The following is a 25,829-nucleotide window of genomic DNA, read 5'->3' as shown; positions in this document are numbered from 1 at the left end:
GGGGCGGCACGGGTGGGCGCAGGCGGCACCTCGCAACACCGAGCTGCACAACGCCCCCCGGCCACCGAAGTGCCACGCACTGCTCATCGCCGGGTGCGGGTCGTACGGGGCTGGTCGCGCAGTTCCCCGCGCTCTGAGGGGCGCGCCGGTAACCCGGCCTCAGGCGCACGCCGTCTCCGCCGCCACCCCCAGTCCCGCCACCGGGCGTATCCCGCCGACCGGGCGGCCGCCGCCCAGGACCGTCTCGCCCGCGAAGGCGGTGAGCCGGGACGGGTCGACGCCCGCGTGGGTGAGGGCCGCCGCGGTGACCGGGACGCGGGCGCGGCCGGCGCCGTCGGCGATCTTCACCGCGACCGCGCGGCCGTCGGGCAGTGCCGCGACCTGGACGCCCTCGAAGCCGTCCTTGGCGAGCAGCCCCGGCACCGCGCGCATCAGCGCGGCCACGTCGCGGCCCGCCCCGGACGCCATCTCGGCGTGGGTGCGCATCGCGTCGGCGACCCGGCGCTCGGGCGTGCCGGGCGCGCCGGCCGCGATCCGGGCGACGGCACGGGCCAGGCCCTCCAGCGACACCGCGAACAGCGGGGCGCCGCAGCCGTCGACGGTGACCGTGGCGACGCGCCGCCCGGTGAGATCCTCGACGGTCTCGGCGACCGCCTGCTGGAGGGGGTGGGCGGGGTCGAGGTAGTCGTCCAGCGACCAGCCGTTCAGCTTCGCCGTGTACAGCATGGCGGCGTGCTTCCCCGAGCAGTTCTGGGCGAGCCGCGAGGGGCCGCGGCCCGCGCGCACCCAGGTGTCCCGCACGGCGGGGTCGAAGGGCAGGTCGGGGACGTTGCGCAGGTGGTCCTCGGTGAGGCCGGCCCGTTGCAGGATGCGTCGCGCGCCGTCGAGGTGGCGTTCCTCGCCGGAGTGACTGGCCGCCGCGAGGGACAGCAGGTCGCCGTCGAGCGGGAGGCCGGCGCGGACCATGGCCACCGCCTGGACGGGCTTGAGCGCGGAACGCGGGTAGAACGCCGCCTCGGGGTCGCCGAGCCGGAAGCCGGCCGTGCCGTCCGCGTCGAGGACGACGACGGAGCCGTAGTGGACGCCTTCGACGACCCCGCCGCGTACGAGGTGCGCGACGGGGGCGTGGCGGGGTGCGCGGACCGGGGGTGCGGCCGCGGGGAGAATGCTGTGCATCACACTGCCTGCGGGTTGTCGTGGCGGGCCGGCGCGGGGGTGGTGCGCGGACCCGGTGTGCGCGCGGAGCGCACGATGTCGGTGAGGGTGCTCTCGACACGGTCGAGGTGGTGGGTCATGGCCCGTACGGCGTCCTGTTCGGAGCCGGCGGCCAAGGCCTCGACGAGGGCCCGGTGCTCACGGTCGGAGTGGGCGCGGCGGCCGCCGAGCTCGTTGAGGAAGGCGGACTGGCGGGCCAGCGCGTCCCGGATCTCCTCGATGACCCGCCGGAACACGGGGTTCTGGGCGGCCTCGGCCACGGCGAGGTGGAACAGGGTGTCCATGGCCGCCCAGGCGGTGGTGTCGGTCTCCCGTTCCATCCGCGCCAGCAGGCCCCGCAGCCGGTCCAGGTCCTCCGGGGTGCGGCGGCGGGCGGCGTATCCGGCGACGGGGATCTCGACGTGCCGGCGCACCTCCATGAGATGTCCGGCCGTGTAGTCGCCGAAGGTGGGGTCCTGCACGGCGTCGGCGACCACGAAGGTGCCCTTGCCGGTGCGGGACATGGTCAGGCCCATGGTCTGCAGCGCCCGCAGCGCCTCGCGCAACACCGGGCGGGACACCGCGAGTTCACGGCACAGCTCGGCCTCGGAGGGCAGCTTGTCGCCGATCGCGTAGTGGCCGCGCTCGATGGCGTCGCGGAGGTGGGCCAGCACCGCCTCCGTCGCGCTGACGCGCCGCGGTCCCGCACCACCTGTCTGGCTGTCTGACAGGTTCACGGGCCGATCGTGCGGGCCGTCCGCGCGTACTGTCAAGCGGGGACGGCCCGGGGTGGTGTCGGCCACACCCCGGCCCCTGAGGACAACACCCCCATCCCCCTGGGGGCGACCGTCCCGTCGGATGCGGGTGCCACCGCCATTCTTCGCCGCGGAAATCACCCCCCATACTGAGCACATGGCACATTCGACGGCACTGCCCGGAATCCACCCCACGGACGAGGACGAAAAGCAGACAAAACCTCAGGGGGGCGGACGAGAAAGGGACTCAGGGAGTAGCTCGGGAAGAGGGAGCGATTTCTCCGAGTTGTCCCGGCGAATAGCCGATGCGGGTCTGCTGCGTCGCCGTCCGCTGTATTACTCGGTGCGTTTCACGGCCGTCGGCCTCGCCCTCGCCGGCAGCGTCGCCGTGTTCCTGATGCTCGGCGACAGCTGGTCGCAGCTCTTCGTCGCCGCCGCGCTGGCCGTCGTGTTCGGGCAGCTCGGTCTTGCCGCGCACGACCTGGCGCACCGCCAGGTGTTCTCGCGCCGGCGTCCCAGCGAGACCGGCGGTCTCGTGGTGGCGAACGTGCTGCTCGGCATGAGCTACGGCTGGTGGATGAACAAGCACACCCGCCATCACGCGAACCCGAATCACGAGAACAAGGACCCGGACGTCGCGCCCGACATCATCGTCTGGTCACGCCGTCAGGCACGGCAGGCCAAGGGCCCTGCCCGATTCATCGGGAAACATCAGGCGGCGCTTTTCTTCCCACTGCTGGCCCTCGAGGGCCTCAATCTGAGTTTCAGCAGTTTCCGGGCGCTGCGGAGCCCGTCGATGAAGCGGCCCGTACTGGAGGGCACTCTCCTCGTCGCGCATTTCGCGGTCTATTTCGGCGGGATTTTCACACTCCTCTCCCCCGGCAAGGCCCTCGCGTTCGTCGCCGTCCATCAGGGGCTGTTCGGCCTGTACCTCGGTTCGGTGTTCGCGCCGAACCACAAGGGCATGCCGATGGTCGAGGAGGGGACCGAGCTGGACTTCCTGCGCCGCCAGGTCCTGACCTCCCGCAACGTGGACGGCGGTGCGCTGACCGACGTGTTCATGGGCGGCCTCAACTACCAGATCGAGCACCATCTGTTCCCGAGCATGCCGACGCCGGCCCTGGCGAAGGCTCAGGTGATCACCGAGCGGTACTGCGCCGAGCTGGGCGTCCCGTACTGCCGGTCGGGTCTCGTCGCCTCGCACCGCACGGCGCTGCGCCATCTGCGGGAGGTGGGCGCGCCCCTGCGCGAGGCCGGGCACTGACCCTACGGCCACACCGCCCCCGCCAGGGCGGCGCCCGCGAAGGCGGCGCCCAGGCCGGCCGCCGTGCTCGCGAGGACGTTGGCCGCCGCGTACCCGAGGGAGCCGCTCTCCGCCAGGCGGAGGGTCTCGTAGGAGAAGGTCGAGTAGGTGGTGAGGGCGCCGCACAGGCCGGTGCCGAGCAGCAGGTGCAGCTCGGGCCCCCCGATGCCCGCGGCTGCCGCACCGGCGAGCAGGCCGAGGACCAGACTGCCGGCGACGTTGACGGTGAACGTCCCCCAGGGGAGGCCCGAGCGGGTCCGTGACTGCACGGCCCGGTCGGTGAGATACCGCAACGGCGCCCCCGCCATCGCGCCGAGCACCACGTACAGCCAGGTCACCCCCGGCCCTCCCGCAGCGGGTCGTCGCCCTTCCCGGGCCTGGGGACGATCTCGCACCGTTCGAGGAACACCAGTCCCTCGGGAACGAGCGCGTCGACCTCCGGCAGGAAGGCCCGCACCCGTTCCTCGGTGTCGACGACGACGACCGCCACCGGCATGTCCTCGCTCAGCGACAGCAGCCGGGAGGTGTGCACGAGCGAGGAGGCGCCGAAGCCCTCGATGCCGCGGAACACGCTGGCTCCGGCAAGGCCCGCCGCGTGCGCCCGGTGGACGATCTCCGAGTAGAGCGGCCGGTGACGGCAGGTGTCGCACTCGCCGACGAGCACGGTCAGGCGCAGCGCGCCGGTGGTCGGAGTGGTCATGGCTGCCTCCTGCTCAGCGCCCGGCGGGTGGCCGCGGTGGCCGCCCAGACGGCGGTCAGGGCCACGACGGGGGTGGCGGCCAGGTAGAGGAGCGCGGCGCCGTGCCGGCCGGCCTCGAACAGGCCGCGGACGTCCACCGCGTACGTGGAGAAGGTGGTGAAGCCTCCGAGGACGCCGCTGCCGAAGAACGGGCGGAGGAGGCGATGGGCGGTGCGCGCCTCGGCGACGATCACCATGAACGCGCCGATCACGGCACAGCCGAGAACGTTGACCCAGAGGATCGTCCACGGGAAGGAACCGGCCGGCGTCGGCCACCACACGACGGCCGCGTAGCGGGCCGCGGCTCCTACTCCGCCGCCTGCCGCGACCGCCGCGACGACGGGTGCCTGGGCCCGAACGGCGGAGCGGCCCCGGGATCGCCCGGTCTGCGCCGTCGTCATGGCCGTAGCTCTCCTGTTCGCACGGGATCAGCTTAGTCCGGCCGGGGTCACCAGCCTTTCTCGAACAGCCGGGTCACCTCGGCGAGGCGGATCTCGTCACGGTGGTAGCGGAGGCCGTCGTCCTGGCCGGTGGGGCGGAGCAGGCCGAGGGCGGTGAGCAGCCGGAGGTGGGTGTGGGCTACCGGGAGGGGCACGCCGAGGCGGGCGGCGACGTCGTCCGCGGTGAGGCCGCGTCCGGCGGTGTCCGGTTCGGCCAGCCAGGCGAGGATGCGCAGTCGTGTCCCGTCGGCGGGATTCCTCAGCATGTCGTCCACCTACCTCCGCGCCGGGCTTCCTCGTCTCCGGCGCCCTCCCACTGTGCCGCGCCCGGGGTGCTCGTGTCCCGTACTGCGGGCAGCTTGTCCGGAGTCAACGCCCTTGCGCGGCAAGGCGGTTGAACGGCGAAACGGTGCTCGGGGGCCGCCCCCCGGTGGCCGAACCACTCCATGGCGGGCAGGGCGCGGTCGTCGTGGTCGAACAGCGCCTGCTTCTCCCAGCCGTTGCCGGAGGACGGGTCGGCCGGGTCCCTGCCGTTGCCGTCACGGGCGGTCCAGGTGCACCTCCCAGCCGCTGGACACCCCGGGCGGGGCGGGGCGGGGCGGCCGGCTACCGGGAGGTGCATACGGAGGCTGGCGTCGCGAAGGACGAAGGCGGATCGTCTCCGGTGAGACGACAGCCCCGCGACCGTCGCGTGAGCCCCGCGCCGACCACGATCCGCCAGCCCTGGGACCGCATCGGCGCCGCGATGGTGCGGGTGCTGCCGGCGCAGATCGGCGGGGAGGAGACGGCGGCGGTGATCCTGCCGACGGAGTCGGTGAAACGGGCGTCGGCCTGACCCCGCCAGGAGTTCATTGAATTTCGAACAAATGTTACGGTTCCCGTATGGCAGGGACGACCGACGAGGCGCGGCTCGAGGAACGGTGGCGTGACATCCTCGCCGTGCACGCCCGCACCCAGGGCGAGATCGACCGCGCCCTGCACCCCTACGGCCTGGGCGCCTCCGACTTCGAGGTGCTCCACCTGCTCGCGACCGCCACTCCCCCGAGCGGCGAGCAGTGCCGGGTGCAGAATCTGGTCGGCCGGCTGCATCTGAGCCAGAGCGCGCTGTCGCGGCTGATCGCCCGTCTGGAGAAGAACGGCCTGGTCGAGCGCAGCACGTGTCCGACGGACCGGCGCGGCGTCTACGTGCAGCTCACCGCCCGCGGCCGCGAGCTGCACGCCGAGACCCTCCCCGTCCAGCGCGCCGCCCTGGCCCGGGCGCTCGGGGACTGAGCCGGGCCCTCGCCGCGGCATAGCCGCTTGACCTCAAGCGCGCTTGAGGACGCAGCCTGCGGCCATGGACACCGACGAGATGCGACGGCAGGTGCAGGTCCTGAGCGACCGCGCCGCCGTGACCGACCTGATCAGCCGCTATCTGCGCTCCCTGGACGAGGCGGTCTTCGACGAGGAGTGGGCGCGGGCCTTCCACACCGAGGACGTCGTCGCGGAGATGCCCATCGGCACCGTCCGCGGGCGCGCCGCGGTGCTGGAGCGGGTCCGGCGCGGGATGGCGCTGTTCGACCGGACCGTGCACCTGTCCGCCGACGACGTCGTGGAGATCGACGGCGACCGGGCCACCGTGCGGGGCGCCCAGCTGAGCACCCATGTGCTCGCGGACGGCACGGATGGGGTGTTCGTCTCCGCCGGGCACACCGAGACCGAGCTGGTCAGGACGGCGGAGGGCTGGCGGATCGCCGCGACGGCCCTGCGGGTGGTGTGGAACCGGGGCACCCCTCCGCGCCTGCCGGACGACATGGCCCCGGCCCACGCCGCCTGGGAACGACGAAGGCCCCGGTCCTCCGGCTCGGTGCGAGCGAGACGGACCGGGGCCCGGGCGCCGGGGCGCTCAGGGGCGGGCCAGCAGGGTGCGGACCCCCTCCGAGGTAAGGGTCAGGCGGTGCTCGGAGCTGCCGTCGATGGTGAGGGACAGGTCGTCGGCCGGCCACTGCGCGGCGAGGGCGCCGAGCGGGACCAGGCGGTAGCGGGAGACGAACGGGAGCAGCCCGGCCATCTCCAGTTCGGAGGTGAACACGGGCACCACCTGGGTGCCTCCCGGCTGCTCCAGCACGGGCAGCGCGACGGCGCCGGGGTCGGCGGCCTCCTCGTCGCCCGCGTCGTCGGGGACCGGGATCAGGACGTCGCTGTCGGCCAGGGCGTCCAGAGCCGCCGTGTCCTCGGTGTTCTCCGACAGTGCGTCCAGGGCCCGCTGCGCGGGCGTGGGGGCGTTGTTCTCGTGCGCGGGTGTTTCCATGACGAATTCCCTGGTAGCGGCGGTTGTCGGCCCGCCCGGATCCCGCTCGGGCCCGGGCACAGTAGGGGACGCGTACCCGTTCGCATGTCGCGCAACCCTGCGAGCCGCGCGCCCTCCCGCACGGCCCGCCGAGCCTCTTCGCACGTCGGTGGCGGACCCCCTCCGACCCCTCCGAGCGGCATGGCTATCATATGAGCACCCTCTAGCTCGAAAGATGATGCTGTGACTGTCAACGAAGACTCGTTCACCAACTGGAAGCACCGCGAGGAGATCGCGGAGTCGATGATCCCGATCATCGGGAAGCTGCACCGGGAGCGGGACGTCACCGTCCTGCTGCACAGCCGCTCCCTGGTGAACAAGTCGGTGGTCAGCATCCTCAAGACGCACCGCTTCGCCCGGCAGATCGCCGGCGAGGAGCTCTCCGTCACCGAGACCCTGCCGTTCCTCGAGGCGCTCACCGCGCTGGACCTCGGCCCCTCGCAGATCGACATCGGCCTGCTCGCGGAGGCCTACCGCGCGGACGACCAGGGCAAGTCCGTCGCCGAGTTCACCGCCGAGGCCGTCGCCGGCGCCACCGGCGCGAACAAGATCGAGCGCCGTGAGCCCCGCGACGTCGTCCTCTACGGCTTCGGCCGCATCGGCCGCCTCCTCGCCCGTCTGCTGATCGAGAAGTCCGGCTCCGGCAACGGCCTGCGGCTGCGCGCGATCGTCGTGCGCCGCGGCGGCGAGCAGGACATCGTCAAGCGCGCCTCGCTGCTGCGCCGCGACTCGGTGCACGGCCAGTTCCAAGGCACGATCACCGTCGACGAGGCGAACAGCACCATCGTCGCCAACGGCAACGTCATCAAGGTCATCTACGCCAACGACCCGACCGAGATCGACTACACCGCGTACGGCATCGACAACGCCATCCTGATCGACAACACCGGCAAGTGGCGCGACCGGGAGGGCCTCTCGCAGCACCTGCGTCCCGGCGTCGACAAGGTGGTGCTGACCGCGCCCGGCAAGGGCGACGTGCCGAACATCGTGCACGGGGTCAACCACGACACCCTCAAGCCGGACGAGCGCATCATGTCCTGCGCGTCCTGCACCACCAACGCGATCGTGCCGCCGCTGAAGGCGATGGCGGACGAGTACGGCGTGCTGCGCGGCCACGTGGAGACCGTCCACTCGTTCACCAACGACCAGAACCTGCTGGACAACTACCACAAGTCCGAGCGCCGCGGCCGGTCCGCGCCGCTCAACATGGTGATCACCGAGACGGGTGCCGCGTCGGCCGTCGCGAAGGCGCTGCCCGACCTGAAGGCCCCGATCACGGGCAGCTCCATCCGCGTGCCGGTGCCGGACGTGTCGATCGCCATCCTCAACCTCCAGCTGGGCCGCGCCACCAACCGCGACGAGGTCCTCGACTACCTGCGCAACGTGTCGCTGACCTCCCCGCTGAAGCGCCAGATCGACTTCATCAGCGCCCCGGACGCGGTCTCCAGCGACTTCGTCGGATCGCGGCACGCCTCGATCGTCGACGCCGGCGCCCTGAAGGTCGACGGCGACAACGCGATCCTCTACCTCTGGTACGACAACGAGTTCGGCTACTCGTGCCAGGTCGTCCGCGTCGTCCAGTACGTGTCCGGCGTGGAGTACCCGACGTACCCGGCCCCCGCGGTCTGAGCCACGTCACGCACCACGACGGGCGGGGCGGGGCCGGCGAGTTGTCCGGCCCCGCCCCGGTCTGCCCGGCTGACCGGCGGTAAGGGCCAGATCGATAACGATCACCCCGTACCGGTTGAACGGGCCGATCCGCTTCCTAGTCTTCGCACATGCCCCTCTTCAGTACGCGCCCCAACCGACGCCCCCGTATGTCCCGCTCCCTGGGAGACACCCAACTGGCCAAAGCCCTGGGCAAGTTGAGCAAGCGGGGCAGCGGGAAGGCCGCGGACGCGGAGCTGATCGCCGAACTGCTGGACGAGACCGGGGACGACTGGGACCTCCGCGGACACCGGGTGTCCGTGCTGGCCGGGGCCGCCTCCGGCACCGGCATCGCCGAGACCTGGCTGGAGCGCGACCCGGACGACGCGGACGCGCTGGTGTTCCACTCCTGGACCACCCTGGTGCGCGCCCTGGAGGAACGGCGCCTCGACGACACCGACACGCTGATCACCCGGTGCCACCGGGCCGCCGAACTGTCGCCGGAGGACCCCCTGCCGTGGGTGGTCCTGCTCGGCACCGCGCGCGTCGTCCGCTTCGACCACAAGGACGTCGACGCCCTGTGGCGGCAGGCCACCGACCGCGACCCCTGGAACCGCGAGGCGTTCCTGCAGATGCTCGCCCTGCTGTCGCCCGAGGAGGGCGGCTCCAGCGCCTCGGTGCTGGACTTCGTCGACGCCGTCCGCACCCGCATCCCGGCCAACGCCCCGTGCGCCGCCGTCGAACTCACCGCCGCCGTACGGCAGTACCAGGGCCTGCTCGCACAGGGCGGGATGCGGGCGATGACCGCGGGCCAGCTCTTCGAGAGCGGACATCTGGCGGCGGCGCTGCACCAGGCCGCCGCGCTGTGGCCGAAGCCGGGGTTCTTCCAGCACGCGGCGGCGCCCGCCGACCTCAACGTCCTGGCGTACGCGCTGTGCGCGGCCGGCCGCGCGGCGGACGCCCACCCGGTGTTCCAGGCGCTCCAGGGCACGGTCACCCCGTGGCCCTGGGACGTCGACGGGCCGGCGGTCCAGCGGTACGAGCAGCACATGGCGAAGGCCGAGCGCGGCCGCCAGGGCGGCATCGGCGGCGGGTGACCCGCAGCGCCCCGGCGGCCTCGGTCGCTCAGACGCGGGACAGCACCGTGGTGACCGCGTCCCGCAGGGCGCCGGCCGGGTCCGCGGCCCGTCCCTCGTGGCGCCAGGCGACGAAGCCGTCCGGCCGCACCAGCACCGCGCCGTCCGGCGTGATCCCGTGGGCCTCCGCCCAGTCGGCGCCGGGCTCCGGCACCAGGTCGGCGCCCTCCCCCACCCCGTACGCGTCCAGCGGCACCGGAAGTGCGGCCGCCGCCTCGGCCGCCGCGGCGAGCCACGGACTGTGCGGGGACGCGAGCAGGACGAGGGAGCGCTCGTACAGGTCGAGCGTGGAGATGCGGGCGCCGGCCCGGTCCAGCCACAGGTGCGGTGCGCGGCTGCCGGGCTCGCCGGTCAGCGTGAGGGCGTCCGGCACCACCGGGGCCGCGGGGTTCGCGCCGAGGACCGCGCCGCGCGGGTAGCGGTAGCCGAGGGCCACGTTGAGGATGCCGCGTTTGCGGCCGACGAGCGCCGCGGCCTCGGCGTCGGGGGTGTAGCCGGGGTGGCTGTGCTCCACCGAGCGGGAGGAGGCGCGGGCGCTGGTGGCCTCGGCGACGGGCCGGCGCTCGGCGTCGTAACTCCTCAGCAGGCCGGGCCCGGCCCAGCCGCCCAGCACGGCGGCCAGCTTCCAGGCGAGGTTGTGGGCGTCCTGGATGCCGGTGTTCGAGCCGAACGCACCGGTGGGCGACATCTCGTGCGCGGAGTCGCCGGCCAGGAACACCCGCCCGTCGGCGTACCGCTCGGCGACCCGCTCGGCCGCGTGCCAGGCGGCCCGGCCGGTGACGGTGACGTCCAGGTCCGGGACGCCCACCGCCCGCCGGATGTGCTCGGTGCACCGCTCGTCGGTGAACTCCTCGAGCGTCTCGCCGTGTTCGGGGTGCCAGGGGGCGTGGAACACCCAGTGCTCGCGGTTGTCCACCGGCAGCAGCGCCCCGTCGGCCTCGGGGTCGGTGAGGTAGCAGACGATGAACCGGCGGTCGCCGACCACGCCGGCGAGGCGGCGCGAGGAGAAGGTGACGCTCACGTTGTGGAACAGGTCGCCGGGGCCGTTGTGGCCGATGCCGAGCCGCTCCCGGACGGGGCTGCGCGGGCCGTCCGCGGCCACCAGGTAGTCCGCCCTGATCGTGGTGTGCTCGCCGGTCTCCCGGCTCTTGACCAGCGCCGTCACCCCGTCGCCGTCCTGGTCGAACGACATCATCTCGGTGTTGTAGCGCAGGTCGCCGCCCAGCTCGCTGGCGCTGCGCAGCAGCACCGGCTCCAGGTCGTTCTGGCTGCACAGGCACCAGGCGGCGGGGCTGAAGCGGGCCAGGCCGCCGCCGGGGTCGATCTCCCGGAACAGCCACTCGCCCGCGTCCCCCACCAGGCTCGGCGTCTGGAGGATGCCGTGGTTGTCCTGCAGGACCGACGCGGCCTCGACGATGCGCTCCTGCACGCCGGCGGTGCGGAACAGCTCCATCGTGCGCACGTTGTTGCCCCGCCCGCGCGGATGGATCGAGGTGCCCGCGTGCCGCTCGACGAGCGTGTGCGGCACACCCAGCCGCCCCAGGAACAGGGACATCGACAAGCCCACCAGGGAGCCCCCGACGATGAGGACGGGCGTGCGGTGGACCGCCTCGCCGGTCGTGCCCGATCGGTTCATTGCAACGCCTCCAGCGTTCGCCCGGGTCGTGGTTGAGGAACGGGACGCTGATGTCATCCCCGGTACGGGGCCCTTCCCGTCCGCGCGGCACCCGGATGGCGCGCGGTTCACCCGCCTGCGCCGTGTCGCTCGCGCGCTCCGGAGGCCGACCCGACCATCGACACATGGCGACCCCCTGCCCATCGGACACGGCGGTCGTTCCTGACCTTCCGTGAAGAGCTTCCGGAAGAAGCCCCGCCGCAGGGGTTTCCCCAACAAGAGGAGAGGTGCGCCGGATGACCATGTCGGGACGCATATCGCAGTCGGCCTTCGACGGCTCCAGGCTGCGGGTGATCCTGCTGCTCGACCTGTACGAGGGGGCGCAGGAGCAGTTCCTCGAGGCCTACGAGCACATGCGGAACGCGGTCGCGTCCGTGCCCGGTCACATCAGCGACCAGCTGTGCCAGTCGATCGAGAACCCCTCGCAGTGGCTGATCACCAGCGAGTGGGAGAGCGCCCCTCCGTTCCTCGCGTGGGTGAACAGCGAGGAGCACGTGGAGACCGTCCGGCCGATGCACAGCTGCGTGCGGGACACCCGGTCGATGCGCTACAGCGTCGTGCGCGAGACCTTCCCCGAGCAGCCCCTGGCCCCCGGCGCCGCCGCCGCGGGCCTCCAGTCGGAGGTGCGGGTCGGCGACGGCGTGGCGCGCCACGCCCTCACCTTCACCGTCAAGCCGGGCTCCGAGTCCAAGGTGGCGGAGCTGCTGGCCGGGTACGAGTCGCCCAAGGCCCAGGTCGACGACACCACGCGACTGCGCCGCACCTCGCTGTTCATGCACGGCAACCGGGTCGTGCGGGCCGTGGAGGTGGAGGGCGACCTGCTCGCCGCCCTGCGTCACGTGGCGCGCCAGCCGGAGGTGCGGGCGGTCGAGGAGGCCATCAACCCCTATCTCGAGCAGGACCGGGACCTGACCGACCCCGAGTCCGCGCGGCTGTTCTTCACCCGGGCCGCGCTGCCCGCCGTGCACCATGTGACGGCCGGCCGGCCGGAGCCCCAGGGGCTGCGGCGGCACGCGCTGTACTACCCCGCCGTGCAGGGCCGCGGCATGGACCTGGCCCGGTTCCTCGCCCACCAGGACGAGGCCGCGGCGGGCGACCCGGACAGCCCGGTGCACGCGAGCACCGTGTTCCAGCGGGACGACATCGTGGTGCGTCTCGTCGACGTCACCGGCGACCTCGACCTGGACCCGCTCGCCGCGCTGGGCATCAAGGGCCCGGGCAAGGCGGCGGAGCTCCGGCGGCTCCTGGACGGCGCCGCGATCGGCGTCGAGGGCGATCTGGACTCGGAGCGCACCCTCAACCGGCTGCTGTCGCACGCCGACATGCTGCCCGTCACCGACCGCAGCGCGGCGGCTTCCTGACGGTCGACCACGGTGGCGTCCGCGGCCGTCGCGCCGGGGACGTCACCGGAACACCCGGAGGTATCAACCATGTCCAAGCAGCATCCACGCATCGTGGACCTGAGCGAGACGGAGCCCAACCGCCGGCGCGGGGGTGACCTCAGGACCCTGCTCACCCCGGCCACCGTGGGCTCCACGAGCGGTTTCATGGGGCTGGCCGTCATCAAGCCCGGTGAGCGGATCGCCGAGCACTACCACCCGTACTCCGAGGAGTTCGTGTACGTCGTCGCCGGCGCGCTCGAGGTGGACCTGGACGGCGAGCCGTTCGCGCTCCGCGCCGAGCAGGGCCTGATGATCCCGATCGACATGCGGCACCGCTTCCGCAACGTCGGTGACGAGGAGGCCCGCATGGTGTTCCACCTGGGTCCCCTCGCGCCCCACCCGAGCCTCGGGCACGTCGACACGGAGGAGACCGAAAGCGACGTGTCGGGGCCGCAGTTGACGGTGGGCGGGCCGGAGGCGGGCCGTCCGGCCGAGCCGAGCGAGGCCATAAAATGACCCGGCGGGTGGCCGTCACCGGTATAGGTGTGGTCGCTCCCGGCGGCATCGGGGCGACGGCGTTCTGGGACCTGCTGGCGGCAGGACGCACCGCGACCCGCGGCATCACGCTGTTCGACCCGGCGGGCCTGCGCTCCCGCATCGCCGCCGAGTGCGACTTCGACCCGTTCGCGCACGGCCTGGACGCGGACCTGTGCCAGCACGCCGACCGGTACATCCAGTTCGCCGTGGTGGCGGCCCGGGAGGCGGTCCGGCAGTCCGGGCTCGACACCGGGTCCCTGGACCCGTGGCGCACCGCGGTGTCGCTGGGCAGCGCGGTCGGCGGGACCACCCGGCTGGAACACGACTACGTGCTGGTCAGCGAGAGCGGCCGGCGCTGGGACGTGGACCACACCAAGGCGGACCCGAAGCTGCACCTGGCGTTCTCGCCGAGCACCCTCGCCTCCACGGTGGCCGAGCGGTTCGGCGCCCGGGGCCCGGTGCAGACGGTGTCCACCGGCTGCACCTCCGGTCTCGACGCGGTCGGCTACGCCTTCCACACCGTCGCCGAGGGCCGGGCGGACGTGTGCATCGCGGGGGCGTCGGACTCGCCGATCTCCCCGATCACGATGGCCTGCTTCGACGCCATCAAGGCGACGTCGCCCAACAACGACGACCCCGAGCACGCCTCGCGTCCCTTCGACGCGCGCCGCGACGGGTTCGTGATGGGCGAGGGCGCCGCGGTGCTGGTGCTGGAGGACTACGAGCACGCGAGGGCGCGGGGCGCTGACATCCTCTGCGAGATCAGCGGCTACGCCACCTACGGCAACGCCTACCACATGACGGGCCTGACCAGTGAGGGCCTGGAGATGGCCCGCGCCATCGACAGCACCCTCGACCAGGCCCGGCTCGACCCGAGCCGGATCGACTACGTCAACGCGCACGGTTCCGGCACCCGGCAGAACGACCGGCACGAGACGGCCGCGGTGAAGCGGTCGCTCGGCGCGCACGCGTACGAGACGCCCATGAGCTCCATCAAGTCGATGGTGGGGCACTCGCTCGGCGCCATCGGCGCGATCGAGGTGGCCGCCTGCGTGCTCGCGCTGCGCCACCAGGTCGTGCCGCCGACGGCGAACTACGAGACCCCCGACCCGGAGTGCGACCTGGACTACGTGCCGCGCACCGCCCGCCCGCGGAAGCTGGAGCACGTGCTCTCCGTCGGCAGCGGGTTCGGCGGTTTCCAGTCCGCGGTGCTGCTGTCCGGTACGGGCGGGAGGACACGATGAGCAAGCGGCGTTCCGGGCGAGCGGCCGTCACCGGCATCGGTGTGGTCGCGCCCAACGGACTGACCACCGACGCCTACTGGAAGTCGGTCAGCGAGGGTCTCGGCGTACTGGACCTGATCACCCGCGAGGGCTGCGACCATCTGCCGCTGCGGGTGGCGGGCGAGGTGCGCTCCTTCGACCCGGCGGCCCTCGTCGAGGACCGCTTCCTGGTGCAGACCGACCGGTTCAGCCATTTCGCGATGGCCGCGGCGGCGCTCGCGCTCGACGACGCCGGACTGGGCGGTGAGCCCGCCGACCCCTACTCGGTCGGCGTGGTCACCGCGGCCGGCTCCGGCGGCGGCGAGTTCGGCCAGCGGGAGCTCCAGAAACTGTGGGGCCAGGGTTCGAAGTTCGTCGGCCCGTACCAGTCGATCGCCTGGTTCTACGCGGCGAGCACCGGCCAGATCTCCATCCGCGGCGGTCTCAAGGGGCCCTGCGGGGTGGTGGCGAGCGACGAGGCGGGCGGTCTGGACTCCCTCGCGCACGCGGCCCGCGCGGTGGGGCGCGGTACCGACGTGATGGTGGTGGGGGCGGCGGAGGCGCCGCTGGCCCCGTACTCGATGGTGTGCCAGCTCGGTTACCCCGAGCTCAGCACCCTCGACGACCCCGACCGCGCCTACCGTCCCTTCACCGAGAAGGCGTGCGGGTTCGTGCCGGCCGAGGGCGGCGCCCTGCTCGTCGTCGAGGACGAGGACCGGGCCCGTGAGCGCGGGGTCCCCGTGCGGGGCGTGGTGGCCGGTCACGCGGCGACGTTCACCGGGACGTCCCGCTGGGCGGAGTCCCGTGAGGGCCTCGTCCACGCGATCACCGGCGCCCTCGACGAGGCGGGCGTCGCACCGGAGGAGATCGACGTCGTGTTCGCCGACGCCCTGGGCGTGCCCGAGGCGGACCGCGCGGAGGCGCTGGCGATCGCCGACGCCCTCGGCGCGCACGGCAGGCGGGTGCCGGTGACGGCGCCCAAGACCGGCTTCGGCCGGGCGTACTGCGGTGCGCCCGTGCTGGACACGGTGGCGGCGCTGCTGGCCATGGAGCACGGCCTGGTGCCGCCCACGCCCAACGTGTTCGACGTCTGCCACGACCTCGATCTGGTGACCTCGCACGCTCGCCCCGCCGAGCTGCGCACCGCCCTCGTCCTCAGCCGGGGACTGATGGGCTCCAACGCGGCGCTGGTCGTGCGCCGCGGTGACGATTCCGCCCGGTGATCCGGGCGGGGAAGGAGCAGTCACCCATGATCACCACCGAAGTGACCTTCGACGAACTGGCCGCCCTGATGAAGCAGGCGGCCGGCATCACCGTCGACCCCAAGGAACTCAAGGACGCCGCGGAGTCCCCCTTCGACTCCTTCGGTCTCGACTCGCTCGGCCTGCTCGGCATCGTCGGCGAACTGGAGAACCGGTACGGCGCGTCCCTGCCGCCCGACTCGGAGCGCTGCAGGACCCCCCGGGAGTTCCTGAACCTGGTCAACAGCACCCTCACGGCTGGAGCCTGAAAGTGGCAGGACACACCGAGAACAGCATCACCGTCGACGCTCCCTTCGACCTCGTCTGGGAGATGACGAACGACCTCGAGAACTGGCCGCGGCTGTTCAGCGAGTACGCGTCGGTGGACATCCTCTCCCGGGAGGGCGACACGACGACGTTCCGGCTGACCATGCACCCGGACGAGAACGGCAAGGTGTGGAGCTGGGTGTCGGAGCGCACCCCCGACCGCGCGAGGCGGCGCGTGCGCGCCCGTCGCGTGGAGACCGGCCCGTTCGCCCACATGGACATCCTGTGGGAGTACGAGGAGGTGCCGGGCGGGATCGAGATGCGCTGGACGCAGGACTTCGCGATGAAGCCCGACGCGCCGGTCGACGACGACTGGATGACGGACAACATCAACCGCAACTCCCGCACCCAGATGGCGCTCATCCGGGACAAGATCGAGCAGGCCGCCCGCGAGAACGAGACGGCGTCCGTCGCGTCCTCGCGCTGAGCACCGGTCCCGTCGGGGACCCGGAAGGAGTGCCATGCACCACGCCCTGATCGTCGCCCGGATGAAGCCCGGCTCGGCGCCGGACATCGCCGACGTGTTCGCCGCGTCGGACCGGGGTGAGCTCCCCCACCTGGTCGGCGTCAGCCGGCGCAGTCTCTTCCAGTTCGGGGACGACGTGTACATGCATCTCATCGAGTCGGAGCAGGACCCGGCGCCCGCCATCGCGAAGGTGGCGTCGCACCCGGAGTTCCGGCGCATCAGCCAGGAGCTGGAGGCGTACGTCAGCCCGTACGACCCGGCGACCTGGCGCGGTCCGAAGGACGCGATGGCGCAGTGCTTCTACCGCTGGGAGCGCGGCGCCGGCTCCTGAGCCGCCGCACACGGCACAACCCCGAGGCCGCCGGTTCCGCGTCAGTCGCGGAGCCGGCGGCCTCGGGGTGTTCACGGCCTACGGAGTGGCGGGGACGGTGCACTCGAAGGCGTGCAGATACGCGTTGACCGGGCGGATCTCGCCGATGACGAGGCCCGCGTCGGTCAGCCGGTCCACCATGCTCTGCCGGGTGTGCTTGGCGCCCCCGACGTTGAGGAGCAGCAGCAGGTCCATGGCGGTGGTGAAGCGCATCGACGGGGTGTCGTCGACGAGGTTCTCGATGACCACGACCCGGGCGTCGGGGCGCGCCGAGCGGCGGACGGCGGCGAGCACCCGGCGGGTGCTGTCGTCGTCCCACTCCAGCACGTTCTTGATGATGTACACGTCGGCCTCGACGGGCACGTCCTCGCGGCAGTCGCCGGCCACGATGCGGGCGCGGTCCGCGAGCGCGCCGCCGTCGCGCAGCCGGGGGTCGGCGTTCTCGACGACGCCCGGCAGGTCGAGCAGTGTGCCGTGCAGATGGGGGTGCTTCTCCAGGAGGCTGGCCAGGACGTGTCCCTGGCCGCCGCCGATGTCCACCACGGAGGCGGCGTCGTCCAGGTCGAGCAGCTTGGCGACGTCCCGGGCGGACTGCTCGCTGGAGGTGGTCATGGCCCGGTTGAAGACGTGGGCGGACTCGGGCGCCGACTCGTTGAGGTAGGTGAAGAACTCCTCGTCGTACACCTCCTCGAAGACGTTGCCGCCGGTGCGCACCGCCTCGTCGAGGCGCGGCCAGACGTTCCACGTCCAGGGCTCGGTGCACCACAGGGCGATGTAGCGCAGGCTGTGCGGGTCGTCCTCGCGCAGCAGCCGGGACATGTCGGTGTGCTCGAAGGTGCCGTCGGGGTTCTCGGCGAAGACGCCCTGGCACGACAGCGCGCGCAGCAGCCGCCGCAGGGTGTGCGGCTGGGTCTTCACCGCCGTCGCCAGGTCGTCGACGGTCATGGAGCTGTCGTCCAGCGCGTCGGGCACGCCCAGACGGACGGCGGCGCGTACGGCGGCCGCGCAGGCCGCTCCGAATACGAGCTCCCTCAGCCGCATGGGCGGCGGGGGAGCCTGATCAACGGTGGTCATCCGTTGCCTCGCTTCTGCTGTTGTGCCGTGGGTGGGGGGTGGTCGGGCGGGTCAGCACATTCCGGTGGGTTCGGAGAGCGTGCAGGTGTTGCGGCTGAAGGTGTTGGTCTTCGCGGTGTCGCGGTTGGCGAGGTCGGCCGGGCTGTTGCCGGTCACCAGGTTGTCGCGGATGTCGTTGCGCTCGCTGGGCGTGCCGACGAGGCTCTTGAACAGCACGATGCCGCCGGACAGCGGGGAGGTGCCCTTGTTGTTCTCGACTCGGTTGAACGCCACCCGGGTCTCCTCCACGCCGGTGAGGACGATGCCGGAGCCCTGGAGGAAGGGCAGGCGGGGCGTCGCGGCGCAGTGCTTGTTGTTGGCGTGGACGTGGTTCCAGGTGACGCTCAGGTGTCCGGCGCGGGGCGTGGACTCGTCGCCGACGACGAACACGGCGGCGCAGTTGCCGGTGGCCTCGTTGTGGTCGACGCTGAGGTTCCGCAGGCGCCGGACGGTGACGCCGACCCGGTTCTCCGCCGTCTCGTTGAAGCGGACGACCGTGTTCTTCGCGTCGCGCGCGCCTTCCTCGGTGTCGACGGTGTTGGCGACGAACAGCCCGGCGTCGCCGTTCTTGCGGGTGACGTTGTAGCTGATCACGCTGCGCGCGGAACGCTCGGTGGCGATGCCCCACTGGCCGTTATTCTCGGAGGTCACGTAGCGCACCTTGAGGTTCTCGGTGCCGGTCGCCCACACGCCGTTCTTCGCGAATCCGCGCACCGTCAGGGACCGTACGGAGACGTTCTTCACCGGCTTCTTGTCGGTGCCGGTGACGCAGACGCCGTTGCCCGCCTTGGCGCAGGCGGACTTGCCGGCGCTCGCGGGGGGTTCCAGTACGGTGCGGCCGGCGGCGTCGCCGCGCAGGGTGATGCCCGAGCGGGTGATGTCGACGCTCTGCTTGTAGGTGCCGGCGGCGATCATGACCGTGTCCCCGGACTTGGCGGCGTCCACGGCCTTCTGGATGGACTGCCCGGGCTGGACGCGGTGCACGGCCGACTGGTGGGTCGTGGTCGAGGGCGCGGCACCGATCCCCGCCGCCACGACGGCGGTGGTACAGGCGACATACGCGATGTGACGTTTGTTCATACGGCCGAAGCTATGAGCGGCCCTGGTGGCCCGCCACCGGTGATCACCCAGCCGGGCGCGGTGCCGCGGCGGGGTGGGGTACCGCGTCCCGGCGCGGGTCCCGGAGCTCGGGAAAACGCCGGAAACCGGCCGACGCGTAGGTGGCGACGGCGGCCGTGTGGGAGCTGAGGGGGCACACGACGGTGCTGGACGAGCCCAGCTCCCGGAGCGCGGCCGCCGCGGCGAGGGTGACCACCGCGGCCGTGGCCCTGGCCGCGGTGGTCCCGGTGCACCCCCAGCGGTCCCAGCGACCCGGGACGTCCCGCCCCGGCCACCTCGGCCGCCATGCCCGATGACACACCATCACGCAGCGGCCCGGGGGCCGTACGTCAGATCTCGCCGGAACACGGCCGTCGGTGCCGGCCCGGGTCTCTCCGGGGCGGCACCGACGTCCCGTCAGGGCAGGCCGGGGCGTCACTCAGGCGGCGCGCAGCGGCTCCAGCGCCTTGGCCCAGGCGACCACCTGGTCCAGGGTGGTGGTCAGGGTGGCGTGCTGGATGTCCGCGGGCTTGAAGGTGCTGAAGTTCTCGAAGTCCGTGAACAGGGAGAGAGCCACCTGCGAGCGGACGTCGGCCAGCTGCAGCTCCCCCGCGATGCCGCGCAGGTGCTCCACGGCACGGGTGCCGCCGACCGATCCGTAGCTGACGAACCCGACGGCCTTGTTGTTCCACTCGGCGTAGAGGTAGTCGATGGCGTTCTTCAGGGCGCCCGGCACGGAGCGGTTGTACTCCGGCGTCACGATGACGAACCCGTCCAGGGACGCGATCTTCTCGGCCCAGGGCCCGGTGTGCGGCCGGGTGTAGTTGCCCAGGGACGCCGGGTACGGCTCGTCCAGGACCGGGAGCTCGTAGTCGAGGAGATCGACGATCTCGAACTCCGCGTCGGTGCGCCGGGCGGCGACCTCGTGCACCCAGCGGGCCACGGCCTCACCGTTGCGGCCCGGGCGGGTGCTGCCGAGGATGATTCCAATCTTGGTCATGATCGACCTTTCGTGCGGAAACAGCGTGGGAACTGGGGGAAGAAGTTGCTTCGCCAAGCAAGTTCTCTGCGAAGGTACGACCATATGCTTGCCGAGTCAAGTAAGTCGGTGACGGCGCGGACGCCTGCCGCCCGGGGGCCCTTGCACGGGGCATTCTTCCGGTAATGGCCTAGATTGGGCAGCGGGCTCCGGGTCCCCCCTCCCCCGCAGACGGGAGCAGCCGATGAGCGGCGAGACACAGTTCGACGTCCGGGAGATCAGCCCCTCCTACTGGCGGGTCACCTTCTCCAACGGGGAGATCAACCTGATCGACCCGGACACCATCGAACAGCTGGCAGAGCTGATCACCCGCATCGAACGGGCTCCCGAGCTCACCGTGGTGGTGTTCCGCAGCGCCAACCCGGACTTCTTCATGGCGCACTACGACATGCTGGCGGACCGCTCGAGAGTGGCCGCCATGAAGCCGGCACCCTCCGGCCTGCACCCCTACGCGGACAACGTGTACCGCCTGGCCAGGGTCCCCGCCGTCACCGTCAGCGAGATCAACGGCCGCGCCCGCGGTGCCGGCAGCGAGTTCGCGCTGGCCACCGACATCCGGTTCGCCGGGCCGGCCGCCGTCCTCGGCCACTTCGAGGTCGGCGTCGGGTCGGTGCCCGGCGGCGATCCCACGGGGCGGCTCGCCAGGATGATGGGCCGGGGGCGCGCGCTGGAGATCCTCCTGGGTGCCGACGACTTCCCCGCGGACCTCGCCGAGCGGTACGGCTACGTCAACCGCGTCCTGCCGGACGGTGAGCTGGCAGACTTCGTCGACGGCTTCGCCCGCAGGATCGCCGGTTTCGACAGAACGGCCGTACGGGAGACCAAGTCGCTCGTCGACGCGGTCACCGAGCCTCCCGTCGAGGAGTTCGGCGCCGCGCTCTCGGCGTTCTTCCGCACCTCCGGACGCCCGGAGAACGCACACCGCGTCGAGCGGCTCCTCGAGGCCGGGCTCCAGCAGCCGGACGGCGTGGAACTCGACCTCGGCCGGCGGATCGGCGCCCCTCCCGGCACCTGACCGCGGGCGGGCCGGAACGGCACGACATTTGCCGAAGATACTTCGCCGTGCAACCATCTGGGCATGGCGACCGCGACACCAGACCCCGCCCCGGCCGGGCCGCGCCCCCTCACCCCGGACGAGGAAGCCGTGGTGCGGGCCCTCCCCCGGCTCATCCACGCACTGCCGCGCGCCATCGACGCGGACATGATCCGCGAGCAGCGGCTGCCGAACACCGAGTACCTGGCCCTGATGCACCTGTCGGAGGCCCCGGAGCGCCGGTTGCGCATGAGCGATCTCGCGGACGCCTGCGAGATGTCACTGAGCGGCACCACGCGCGTCGTGCAGCGACTGGAAAGCCAGGGGTTCGTCCGGCGGACCCGCTGCCCGGACGACGCCCGGGGCTGGAACGCGGCCCTGACGGACGCCGGCCTGCGACGGCTGGAGGGGGCGTGGCCCACCAACCTGGCCGCCGTCCGCCGGCACTTCCTCGACCATCTGACGGGCATGGACCTCGGGCAGCTGGCCGCGGCGCTGCACAAGGTCGCGACCTGAGCCGATCCGCCCGCCGGCGGACGCGGCGCTCACGACCCCACACGGACCCACCCGGCCCGCACCACCACGCACCGGCATCCGGCCGGGCCGGACGGCGACGGCGAGCGAAACAGCGGGGAACAACACTCGCTTTTTATTTGCTTCGCATAGCAACATCCGATCGAAGATCACAGACGGGAATCACCAGATGCACTTCGGAATCTTCGGCGTGGGGGACGTGGCACGCGACCCGCTGTCCGGACGGACCCCCACCGAGCAGGAGCGGATCAAGGCGCTGGTGGAGTACGCGAGCCTGGCCGAGGACGTCGGCCTGGACGTCTTCGCGCTCGGCGAGCACCACAACCCGCCCTTCGTCCCGTCCTCCCCCACCACGCTGCTCGGCCACATCGCCGCCCGCACCCGGCGCATCCTGCTGTCCACCTCCACCACGCTGATCACCACCAACGACCCGGTGAAGATCGCCGAGGACTACGCGACGCTCCAGCACCTCGCGGACGGCCGGGTCGACCTGATGCTGGGACGCGGGAACACCGGCCCGGTGTATCCCTGGTTCGGGCAGGACATCCGTGACGGCCTGGCACTCGCGGTGGAGAACTACGCCCTGCTGCGGCGGCTCTGGCGCGAGGACGTCGTCGACTGGGAGGGGAAGTTCCGCACGCCGTTGCAGGGCTTCACCTCCACACCCCGCCCGCTGGACGGCGTGCCGCCGTTCGTCTGGCACGCCTCCATCCGCTCCCCGGAGATCGCCGAGCAGGCCGCCTACTACGGTGACGGCTTCTTCCACAACAACCTCTTCTGGCCCAAGGAGCACGTCAAACGGCTGGTCGACCTGTACCGCCGCCGCTTCGAGCACTACGGGCACGGGCCCGCCGACCAGGCGGTCGTCGGACTGGCGGCGCAGATGTTCGTACGGAAGAACTCGCAGGACGCGGTGCGCGAGTTCCGCCCCTACTTCGACAACTCGCCGGTGTACGGCGGAGGTCCGTCGCTGGAGGACACGATGGCGCAGACCGCCATGCTGGTCGGCAGCCCGCAGCAGGTCATCGAGCAGGTGCTCACCTACCGCGAGCAGGCGGCGGGGCACTACCAGCGCCAGTTGTTCAACGTCGACGGCATCGGCGTCCCGCACCGGGCGGTGCTCGAACAGATCGAGGCCCTGGGCACGATCGTGCCCGTCCTGCGCGCGGAGTCCGCCGAGGGACGGCCCGCGCACGTCCCGGACGCCCCCACCCACGCCTCCCGGATCGCGGCCGCCGAGGCGGCGCGGGTCCCCGGAGAGGGAGGTGCCCGGTGAAGCGCCGTCTCACCGTCGTCTCGGCGGGGCTGCGGCAGCCGTCGTCCACCCGTCTGCTGGCCGACCGGCTCACCGACGCCGCACGGCGGGAACTGGGCCTGCTGGGGGACGAGACCGACGTGGAGGTGATCGAGGTCCGGGACCACGCGCACGACCTGGTGAACCACCAGATCGCCGGCTATCCGTCACCCGGTCTCGGCCGGGCGCTCGACGCCGTGGCGCGGGCCGACGGCCTCATCGTGGTGACGCCGACCTTCGCGGCGTCGTACAGCGGCATGTTCAAGATGTTCGTCGACTGTCTCGAGGAGCCGGCGGCGGCGGGCAAGCCGGTCCTGGTCGCCGCCACCGGCGGCACCGGACGGCATTCGCTCGTCCTGGAGCACGCCCTGCGGCCCCTGTTCAGCCACCTGCACGCCGTGGTGGTGCCCACCGCCGTGTTCGCCGCGCCGGAGGACTGGGGCGCGGGGCAGGCGGAAGGGCCACTGGCCGCACGCGTCGGGCGGGCGGCGCGGGAACTGGCCCGCGAGATGGGGCGGCGGGAGGAGGCACCGCCCGCCGACCACCCGTACGACGATCCGCAGCCGTTCGACCGTCTGCTCCGGGGAGGATGAGGCCTGCCCCGGCGCGCCGCGGGCGCCTGGACGCCGGGCGCCCGCTCGGCCGTTCGAGTGGTGAGGCACAGCCCCGCGTTGTAGCGTCGGAACGGCCGTCCACGGCCTCGAACCGCCTGCCGACCGGTGGTCCGTGGCGGCTGTCCCCGCGCCGGGGGAGGTCTCCATGAAGCTCGAAGAATCCGTGGCGTTCGTGACGGGCGCCAACCGAGGACTCGGGGAGCAGTTCGTACGCGCCCTGTTCGACGCGAGGGCTGCCAAGGTCTACGCGGGAGCCCGTGACCCCGGCAAGGTCGCCGTACCGGGGGCGGTCCCGGTGGCCGTGGACATCACCGACCACGACTCCGTGGCCGCGGCGTCCCGAGCGGCTCCGGACGTGACGCTGCTCGTGAACAACGCGGGGTCGACGACCCGCGCCCACATCCTCGACGGCGATCTGGAGTCGTTCCGGCGGGAGTTCGAGACCCATGTGGTGGGGACGCTGGCGATGAGCCGTGCCTTCGCCCCGGTGCTCGGACGCAACGGCGGGGGCGCCGTCGTGAACGTCCTCTCCGTGCTGTCCTGGGTGTCCATCCCGGTCAGCGCCGGGTACGCCGCGGCGAAGGCCGCCGAGTGGTCGGTCACCAACGCGCTGCGTCTGGCCCTCGCCGGCCAGGGCACGCAGGTCACCGCCCTGCACGTCAGCTATCTGGCGACCGACATGGCGGCGGGCGTGCCGGGGCCGAAGTCGGACCCCGGCGCGGTGGCGCGCGCCGCCCTGGACGGTGTCGCGGCCGGGCTGCCCGAGGTCCTGGGCGACGACGTGAGCCGGAGGGTCCAGGCGGCCCTGCCGGAAGGGCCCGCCGCACTGTACCCCCAGTTGCGCGGCGGGCAGTCCCTTGTCTGATGCGGGACCCCGCCGCCCGGCTCCGTGACCGGGCCGTCCCGCGCACCGACGCCGGAGGCACCATGGCGAGCGACGCCCCTCTCCCCCGAGACCTGGCGGGCCAGACCGTGGTGGTGATCGGCGCGAGTTCCGGCATCGGACTCGCGACGGCGCATCAGGCGCGGCGGCACGGCGCCCGGGTGGTGATGGCCGGACGCGACCGGGACCGACTGGACCGGGCGGCGGCGGACGTCGGGGCGGAGCGGACGGCGGCCGTCGACGCCGCCGACTCCGAGGCCCTGCGGCGGTTCTTCGCGGACCTGGCCCGCCCGGTCGACCACGTCGTCTCGACCGCCGGCGCCCCCTGGTACATGCCGCTGGCGGAGATGGACGTCGACGAGGCGCGCGCCGTGTTCGGGCGACGCCTCGCCCTCACCCTCGGCGTCGCCAAGTACGGCGCCGCCGTGGTCCGTGACGCGGGGACGCTGGTGTTCGTCGGCGGCACGGGTGGCCGCCGCCCCTCCGTCGGCGGGGCCGTGACGTCGGCCCTCACCGCCGCGCTGCCCGCCCTGACCGCCGGTCTGGCGCTCGAACTGGCACCGGTGCGCGTCAATCTCGTCGCGCCCGGCTTCGTCGACACGCCCCTGTCCGCGTCGCTGCTGGGCGACGGGCTGGAGGCGCGGCGGGAGCAGCTGCGCGCCGCCCTCCCCATCAGGCGGGTCGTCGGTCCGGACGACGTGGCCGCGCTGGCCGTGCACCTGATGTGCAACGAGGCCGTGACGGGCGCCACGTACGACATCGACGGCGGACAGCAGCTGGTGCCCCCGTGAGCGGGCGGCGGGCGTGACCGACACAGAACAGGAAGGGTCCACCATGGACATGAAGCTGGAAGTGGCAGTGGTTCCGGTGTCGGACGTCGACCGTGCGAAGAGCTTCTACGAAGGGCTCGGCTGGCGGCTCGACGCCGACTTCACCGCCGACGACGGTCTGCGCGTGGTGCAGGTGACACCGCCGGGGTCCGCCTGCTCGGTGATCTTCGGGGACCAGGTCAGCGAGGCCGCGCCGGGATCGGCCGAGGGACTGCACCTCGTCGTGCGGGACATCGAGGCCGCCCGCGAGGAGCTGGCGCGCAGGGGTGTCGCCGTGAGTGAGGTGTTCCACGACGCCGGCGGGGTCTTCCATCACGCGGGCACGAAGGCACGGCTGCCGGGCCGTGACCCCGAGGGGCGCAGCTACAGCTCGTTCCTGTCCTTCGACGACCCGGACGGCAACGGCTGGATCGTGCAGGAGATCACGGAGCGCCTGCCCGGCCGCTGACCCGCGCCCCACCGGGCGACGCCGACATCTCCCCCGTTCACGACGTCGTTTGACGCCTGAGCCCACACGACGCACACTTGCTTCGTCAAGCAAGGAAATGTCCGGCATGGACACGGACATCGGACCTGGAGCTGTTCCTC

29 protein-coding genes and 4 pseudogenes are annotated in these 25,829 nt (G+C 72.4%); 20 read left to right on the top strand and 13 right to left on the bottom strand.

The window, feature by feature from the left end; genetic code table 11:
• Window positions 1–159: 159 nt before the first annotated feature.
• The gene (locus tag ACQZOG_RS27210) at window positions 160–1,176 is read right to left on the bottom strand and encodes an asparaginase (protein WP_058915554.1); all 1,017 of its coding nucleotides are present in this window, start codon (window positions 1,174–1,176) and stop codon (window positions 160–162) included.
• Window positions 1,176–1,931, bottom strand: a complete 756-nt coding sequence (locus tag ACQZOG_RS27205) for a FadR/GntR family transcriptional regulator (RefSeq protein WP_058915555.1) — start codon at window positions 1,929–1,931, stop codon at window positions 1,176–1,178. The genes ACQZOG_RS27210 and ACQZOG_RS27205 overlap by 1 nt, the downstream gene beginning before the upstream one ends.
• Window positions 1,932–2,106: 175 nt before the next feature.
• Between ACQZOG_RS27205 and ACQZOG_RS27200 the strand changes: the two genes are divergently transcribed.
• Window positions 2,107–3,213 carry a fatty acid desaturase family protein gene (locus tag ACQZOG_RS27200; protein ID WP_430741912.1) on the top strand — a complete coding sequence of 369 codons (1,107 nt, stop codon included), beginning with the start codon at window positions 2,107–2,109 and terminating at the stop codon, window positions 3,211–3,213.
• A 2-nt stretch (window positions 3,214–3,215) separates the two neighbouring features.
• Here ACQZOG_RS27200 and crcB (ACQZOG_RS27195) read toward each other — a convergent pair whose 3' ends face one another.
• The 5 genes and pseudogenes from crcB (ACQZOG_RS27195) to ACQZOG_RS27175 form a co-directional block, all read right to left on the bottom strand.
• Window positions 3,216–3,590 (bottom strand): fluoride efflux transporter CrcB, encoded by a 375-nt coding sequence (crcB, locus tag ACQZOG_RS27195; protein WP_033277079.1) that lies wholly within the window; start codon window positions 3,588–3,590, stop codon window positions 3,216–3,218.
• Window positions 3,587–3,952 (bottom strand): DUF190 domain-containing protein, encoded by a 366-nt coding sequence (locus ACQZOG_RS27190; RefSeq protein ID WP_033277080.1) that lies wholly within the window; start codon window positions 3,950–3,952, stop codon window positions 3,587–3,589. The genes crcB (ACQZOG_RS27195) and ACQZOG_RS27190 overlap by 4 nt, the downstream gene beginning before the upstream one ends.
• Window positions 3,949–4,392 (bottom strand): fluoride efflux transporter CrcB, encoded by a 444-nt coding sequence (crcB, locus tag ACQZOG_RS27185; protein ID WP_033277081.1) that lies wholly within the window; start codon window positions 4,390–4,392, stop codon window positions 3,949–3,951. The genes ACQZOG_RS27190 and crcB (ACQZOG_RS27185) overlap by 4 nt, the downstream gene beginning before the upstream one ends.
• A 47-nt stretch (window positions 4,393–4,439) precedes the next feature.
• Window positions 4,440–4,697, bottom strand: a complete 258-nt coding sequence (locus ACQZOG_RS27180) for a helix-turn-helix domain-containing protein (protein WP_430741911.1) — start codon at window positions 4,695–4,697, stop codon at window positions 4,440–4,442.
• Window positions 4,691–4,987: pseudogene (locus ACQZOG_RS27175) on the bottom strand (hypothetical protein); the annotation flags it as partial. The pseudogene ACQZOG_RS27175 and the gene ACQZOG_RS27180, both read right to left, overlap by 7 nt.
• Window positions 4,988–4,998: 11 nt before the next feature.
• Between ACQZOG_RS27175 and ACQZOG_RS27170 the strand changes: the two are divergent.
• The 3 genes and pseudogenes from ACQZOG_RS27170 to ACQZOG_RS27160 form a co-directional block, all read left to right on the top strand.
• Window positions 4,999–5,266 (top strand): annotated as a pseudogene (locus ACQZOG_RS27170) (LacI family transcriptional regulator); the annotation flags it as partial.
• Window positions 5,267–5,313: 47 nt separating this feature from the next.
• The gene (locus tag ACQZOG_RS27165; RefSeq protein ID WP_033277083.1) at window positions 5,314–5,703 is read left to right on the top strand and encodes a MarR family winged helix-turn-helix transcriptional regulator; all 390 of its coding nucleotides are present in this window, start codon (window positions 5,314–5,316) and stop codon (window positions 5,701–5,703) included.
• A gap of 64 nt (window positions 5,704–5,767) precedes the next feature.
• Window positions 5,768–6,109: pseudogene (locus ACQZOG_RS27160) on the top strand (nuclear transport factor 2 family protein); the annotation flags it as partial.
• A 207-nt stretch (window positions 6,110–6,316) separates the two neighbouring features.
• Here the strand turns inward: ACQZOG_RS27160 and ACQZOG_RS27155 are convergent.
• Window positions 6,317–6,721 (bottom strand): SseB family protein, encoded by a 405-nt coding sequence (locus ACQZOG_RS27155; RefSeq protein ID WP_033277085.1) that lies wholly within the window; start codon window positions 6,719–6,721, stop codon window positions 6,317–6,319.
• 222 nt (window positions 6,722–6,943) lie between these two features.
• On the opposite strand from ACQZOG_RS27155, the gene ACQZOG_RS27150 reads away from it, so the two are divergent.
• Window positions 6,944–8,389 carry a glyceraldehyde-3-phosphate dehydrogenase gene (locus ACQZOG_RS27150; protein WP_033277086.1) on the top strand — a complete coding sequence of 482 codons (1,446 nt, stop codon included), beginning with the start codon at window positions 6,944–6,946 and terminating at the stop codon, window positions 8,387–8,389.
• Window positions 8,390–8,538: 149 nt separating this feature from the next.
• Window positions 8,539–9,504: a hypothetical protein gene (locus ACQZOG_RS27145; RefSeq protein ID WP_033277087.1), complete on the top strand. Its 966-nt coding sequence runs from the start codon at window positions 8,539–8,541 to the stop codon at window positions 9,502–9,504.
• Window positions 9,505–9,532: 28 nt separating this feature from the next.
• Here ACQZOG_RS27145 and ACQZOG_RS27140 read toward each other — a convergent pair whose 3' ends face one another.
• The gene (locus ACQZOG_RS27140; protein ID WP_033277088.1) at window positions 9,533–11,179 is read right to left on the bottom strand and encodes an FAD-dependent oxidoreductase; all 1,647 of its coding nucleotides are present in this window, start codon (window positions 11,177–11,179) and stop codon (window positions 9,533–9,535) included.
• Window positions 11,180–11,454: 275 nt separating this feature from the next.
• Between ACQZOG_RS27140 and ACQZOG_RS27135 the strand changes: the two genes are divergently transcribed.
• From ACQZOG_RS27135 to ACQZOG_RS27105, 7 genes are all read left to right on the top strand, one after another.
• The gene (locus tag ACQZOG_RS27135; RefSeq protein ID WP_033277089.1) at window positions 11,455–12,579 is read left to right on the top strand and encodes a SchA/CurD-like domain-containing protein; all 1,125 of its coding nucleotides are present in this window, start codon (window positions 11,455–11,457) and stop codon (window positions 12,577–12,579) included.
• 69 nt (window positions 12,580–12,648) lie between these two features.
• Complete coding sequence (locus tag ACQZOG_RS27130) at window positions 12,649–13,116, top strand: cupin domain-containing protein (protein WP_033277090.1); 468 nt, start codon at window positions 12,649–12,651, stop codon at window positions 13,114–13,116.
• A complete protein-coding gene (locus ACQZOG_RS27125) occupies window positions 13,113–14,381 on the top strand; it encodes a beta-ketoacyl-[acyl-carrier-protein] synthase family protein (RefSeq protein WP_033277091.1) in 1,269 nt (422 codons plus the stop codon). The genes ACQZOG_RS27130 and ACQZOG_RS27125 overlap by 4 nt, the downstream gene beginning before the upstream one ends.
• Window positions 14,378–15,622, top strand: coding sequence for a ketosynthase chain-length factor (locus ACQZOG_RS27120; protein ID WP_033277092.1), 1,245 nt, complete (start codon window positions 14,378–14,380; stop codon window positions 15,620–15,622). Before ACQZOG_RS27125 ends, ACQZOG_RS27120 begins: the two co-directional genes overlap by 4 nt.
• Window positions 15,623–15,648: 26 nt before the next feature.
• Window positions 15,649–15,909: an acyl carrier protein gene (locus tag ACQZOG_RS27115; RefSeq protein ID WP_031016652.1), complete on the top strand. Its 261-nt coding sequence runs from the start codon at window positions 15,649–15,651 to the stop codon at window positions 15,907–15,909.
• A gap of 2 nt (window positions 15,910–15,911) precedes the next feature.
• Window positions 15,912–16,394, top strand: coding sequence for an SRPBCC family protein (locus ACQZOG_RS27110; protein ID WP_033277093.1), 483 nt, complete (start codon window positions 15,912–15,914; stop codon window positions 16,392–16,394).
• 34 nt (window positions 16,395–16,428) lie between these two features.
• The gene (locus ACQZOG_RS27105; protein WP_033277094.1) at window positions 16,429–16,764 is read left to right on the top strand and encodes a TcmI family type II polyketide cyclase; all 336 of its coding nucleotides are present in this window, start codon (window positions 16,429–16,431) and stop codon (window positions 16,762–16,764) included.
• 78 nt (window positions 16,765–16,842) lie between these two features.
• Here the strand turns inward: ACQZOG_RS27105 and ACQZOG_RS27100 are convergent, their stop codons facing one another.
• The 4 genes and pseudogenes from ACQZOG_RS27100 to ACQZOG_RS27085 all read right to left on the bottom strand — a co-directional run bounded on the left by ACQZOG_RS27100 (window position 16,843) and on the right by ACQZOG_RS27085 (window position 20,014).
• Window positions 16,843–17,877 carry a methyltransferase gene (locus tag ACQZOG_RS27100; RefSeq protein WP_430741910.1) on the bottom strand — a complete coding sequence of 345 codons (1,035 nt, stop codon included), beginning with the start codon at window positions 17,875–17,877 and terminating at the stop codon, window positions 16,843–16,845.
• Window positions 17,878–17,928: 51 nt separating this feature from the next.
• Window positions 17,929–18,996: a right-handed parallel beta-helix repeat-containing protein gene (locus ACQZOG_RS27095; RefSeq protein ID WP_037638158.1), complete on the bottom strand. Its 1,068-nt coding sequence runs from the start codon at window positions 18,994–18,996 to the stop codon at window positions 17,929–17,931.
• Between the two features lie 43 nt (window positions 18,997–19,039).
• A pseudogene (locus ACQZOG_RS27090) lies at window positions 19,040–19,307 on the bottom strand (GNAT family N-acetyltransferase); the annotation flags it as partial.
• A gap of 146 nt (window positions 19,308–19,453) precedes the next feature.
• Window positions 19,454–20,014 carry an NADPH-dependent FMN reductase gene (locus tag ACQZOG_RS27085; protein WP_033277097.1) on the bottom strand — a complete coding sequence of 187 codons (561 nt, stop codon included), beginning with the start codon at window positions 20,012–20,014 and terminating at the stop codon, window positions 19,454–19,456.
• A gap of 223 nt (window positions 20,015–20,237) precedes the next feature.
• Here ACQZOG_RS27085 and ACQZOG_RS27080 point away from each other — a divergent pair, with 223 nt between their 5' ends.
• The 7 genes from ACQZOG_RS27080 to ACQZOG_RS27050 all read left to right on the top strand — a co-directional run bounded on the left by ACQZOG_RS27080 (window position 20,238) and on the right by ACQZOG_RS27050 (window position 25,689).
• Window positions 20,238–21,068 (top strand): enoyl-CoA hydratase/isomerase family protein, encoded by an 831-nt coding sequence (locus ACQZOG_RS27080; protein ID WP_058915562.1) that lies wholly within the window; start codon window positions 20,238–20,240, stop codon window positions 21,066–21,068.
• 63 nt (window positions 21,069–21,131) lie between these two features.
• Window positions 21,132–21,602 carry a MarR family winged helix-turn-helix transcriptional regulator gene (locus tag ACQZOG_RS27075; protein WP_430741909.1) on the top strand — a complete coding sequence of 157 codons (471 nt, stop codon included), beginning with the start codon at window positions 21,132–21,134 and terminating at the stop codon, window positions 21,600–21,602.
• A 187-nt stretch (window positions 21,603–21,789) separates the two neighbouring features.
• A complete protein-coding gene (locus tag ACQZOG_RS27070) occupies window positions 21,790–22,896 on the top strand; it encodes a CE1758 family FMN-dependent luciferase-like monooxygenase (protein ID WP_430741908.1) in 1,107 nt (368 codons plus the stop codon).
• Entirely contained in the window at window positions 22,893–23,507 is a 615-nt protein-coding gene (locus ACQZOG_RS27065; protein ID WP_033277101.1) for an FMN reductase, read from the top strand. The genes ACQZOG_RS27070 and ACQZOG_RS27065 overlap by 4 nt, the downstream gene beginning before the upstream one ends.
• 166 nt (window positions 23,508–23,673) lie before the next feature.
• On the top strand, window positions 23,674–24,393 hold the full coding sequence (locus tag ACQZOG_RS27060; RefSeq protein WP_058915564.1) for an SDR family oxidoreductase: 720 nt from the start codon (window positions 23,674–23,676) through the stop codon (window positions 24,391–24,393).
• Between the two features lie 62 nt (window positions 24,394–24,455).
• Window positions 24,456–25,202: an SDR family oxidoreductase gene (locus ACQZOG_RS27055; protein WP_058917820.1), complete on the top strand. Its 747-nt coding sequence runs from the start codon at window positions 24,456–24,458 to the stop codon at window positions 25,200–25,202.
• A 13-nt stretch (window positions 25,203–25,215) separates the two neighbouring features.
• Window positions 25,216–25,689: a VOC family protein gene (locus ACQZOG_RS27050; RefSeq protein WP_286159861.1), complete on the top strand. Its 474-nt coding sequence runs from the start codon at window positions 25,216–25,218 to the stop codon at window positions 25,687–25,689.
• Window positions 25,690–25,829: the final 140 nt, after the last annotated feature.

This window comes from Streptomyces sp. P13-3-3 (assembly GCF_050571355.1).
Classification (GTDB): Bacteria; Actinomycetota; Actinomycetes; order Streptomycetales; family Streptomycetaceae; genus Streptomyces; species Streptomyces althioticus.
Note: the sequence above shows the minus strand (reverse complement) of the source record. Positions and strands in the feature narration are given on the sequence as shown.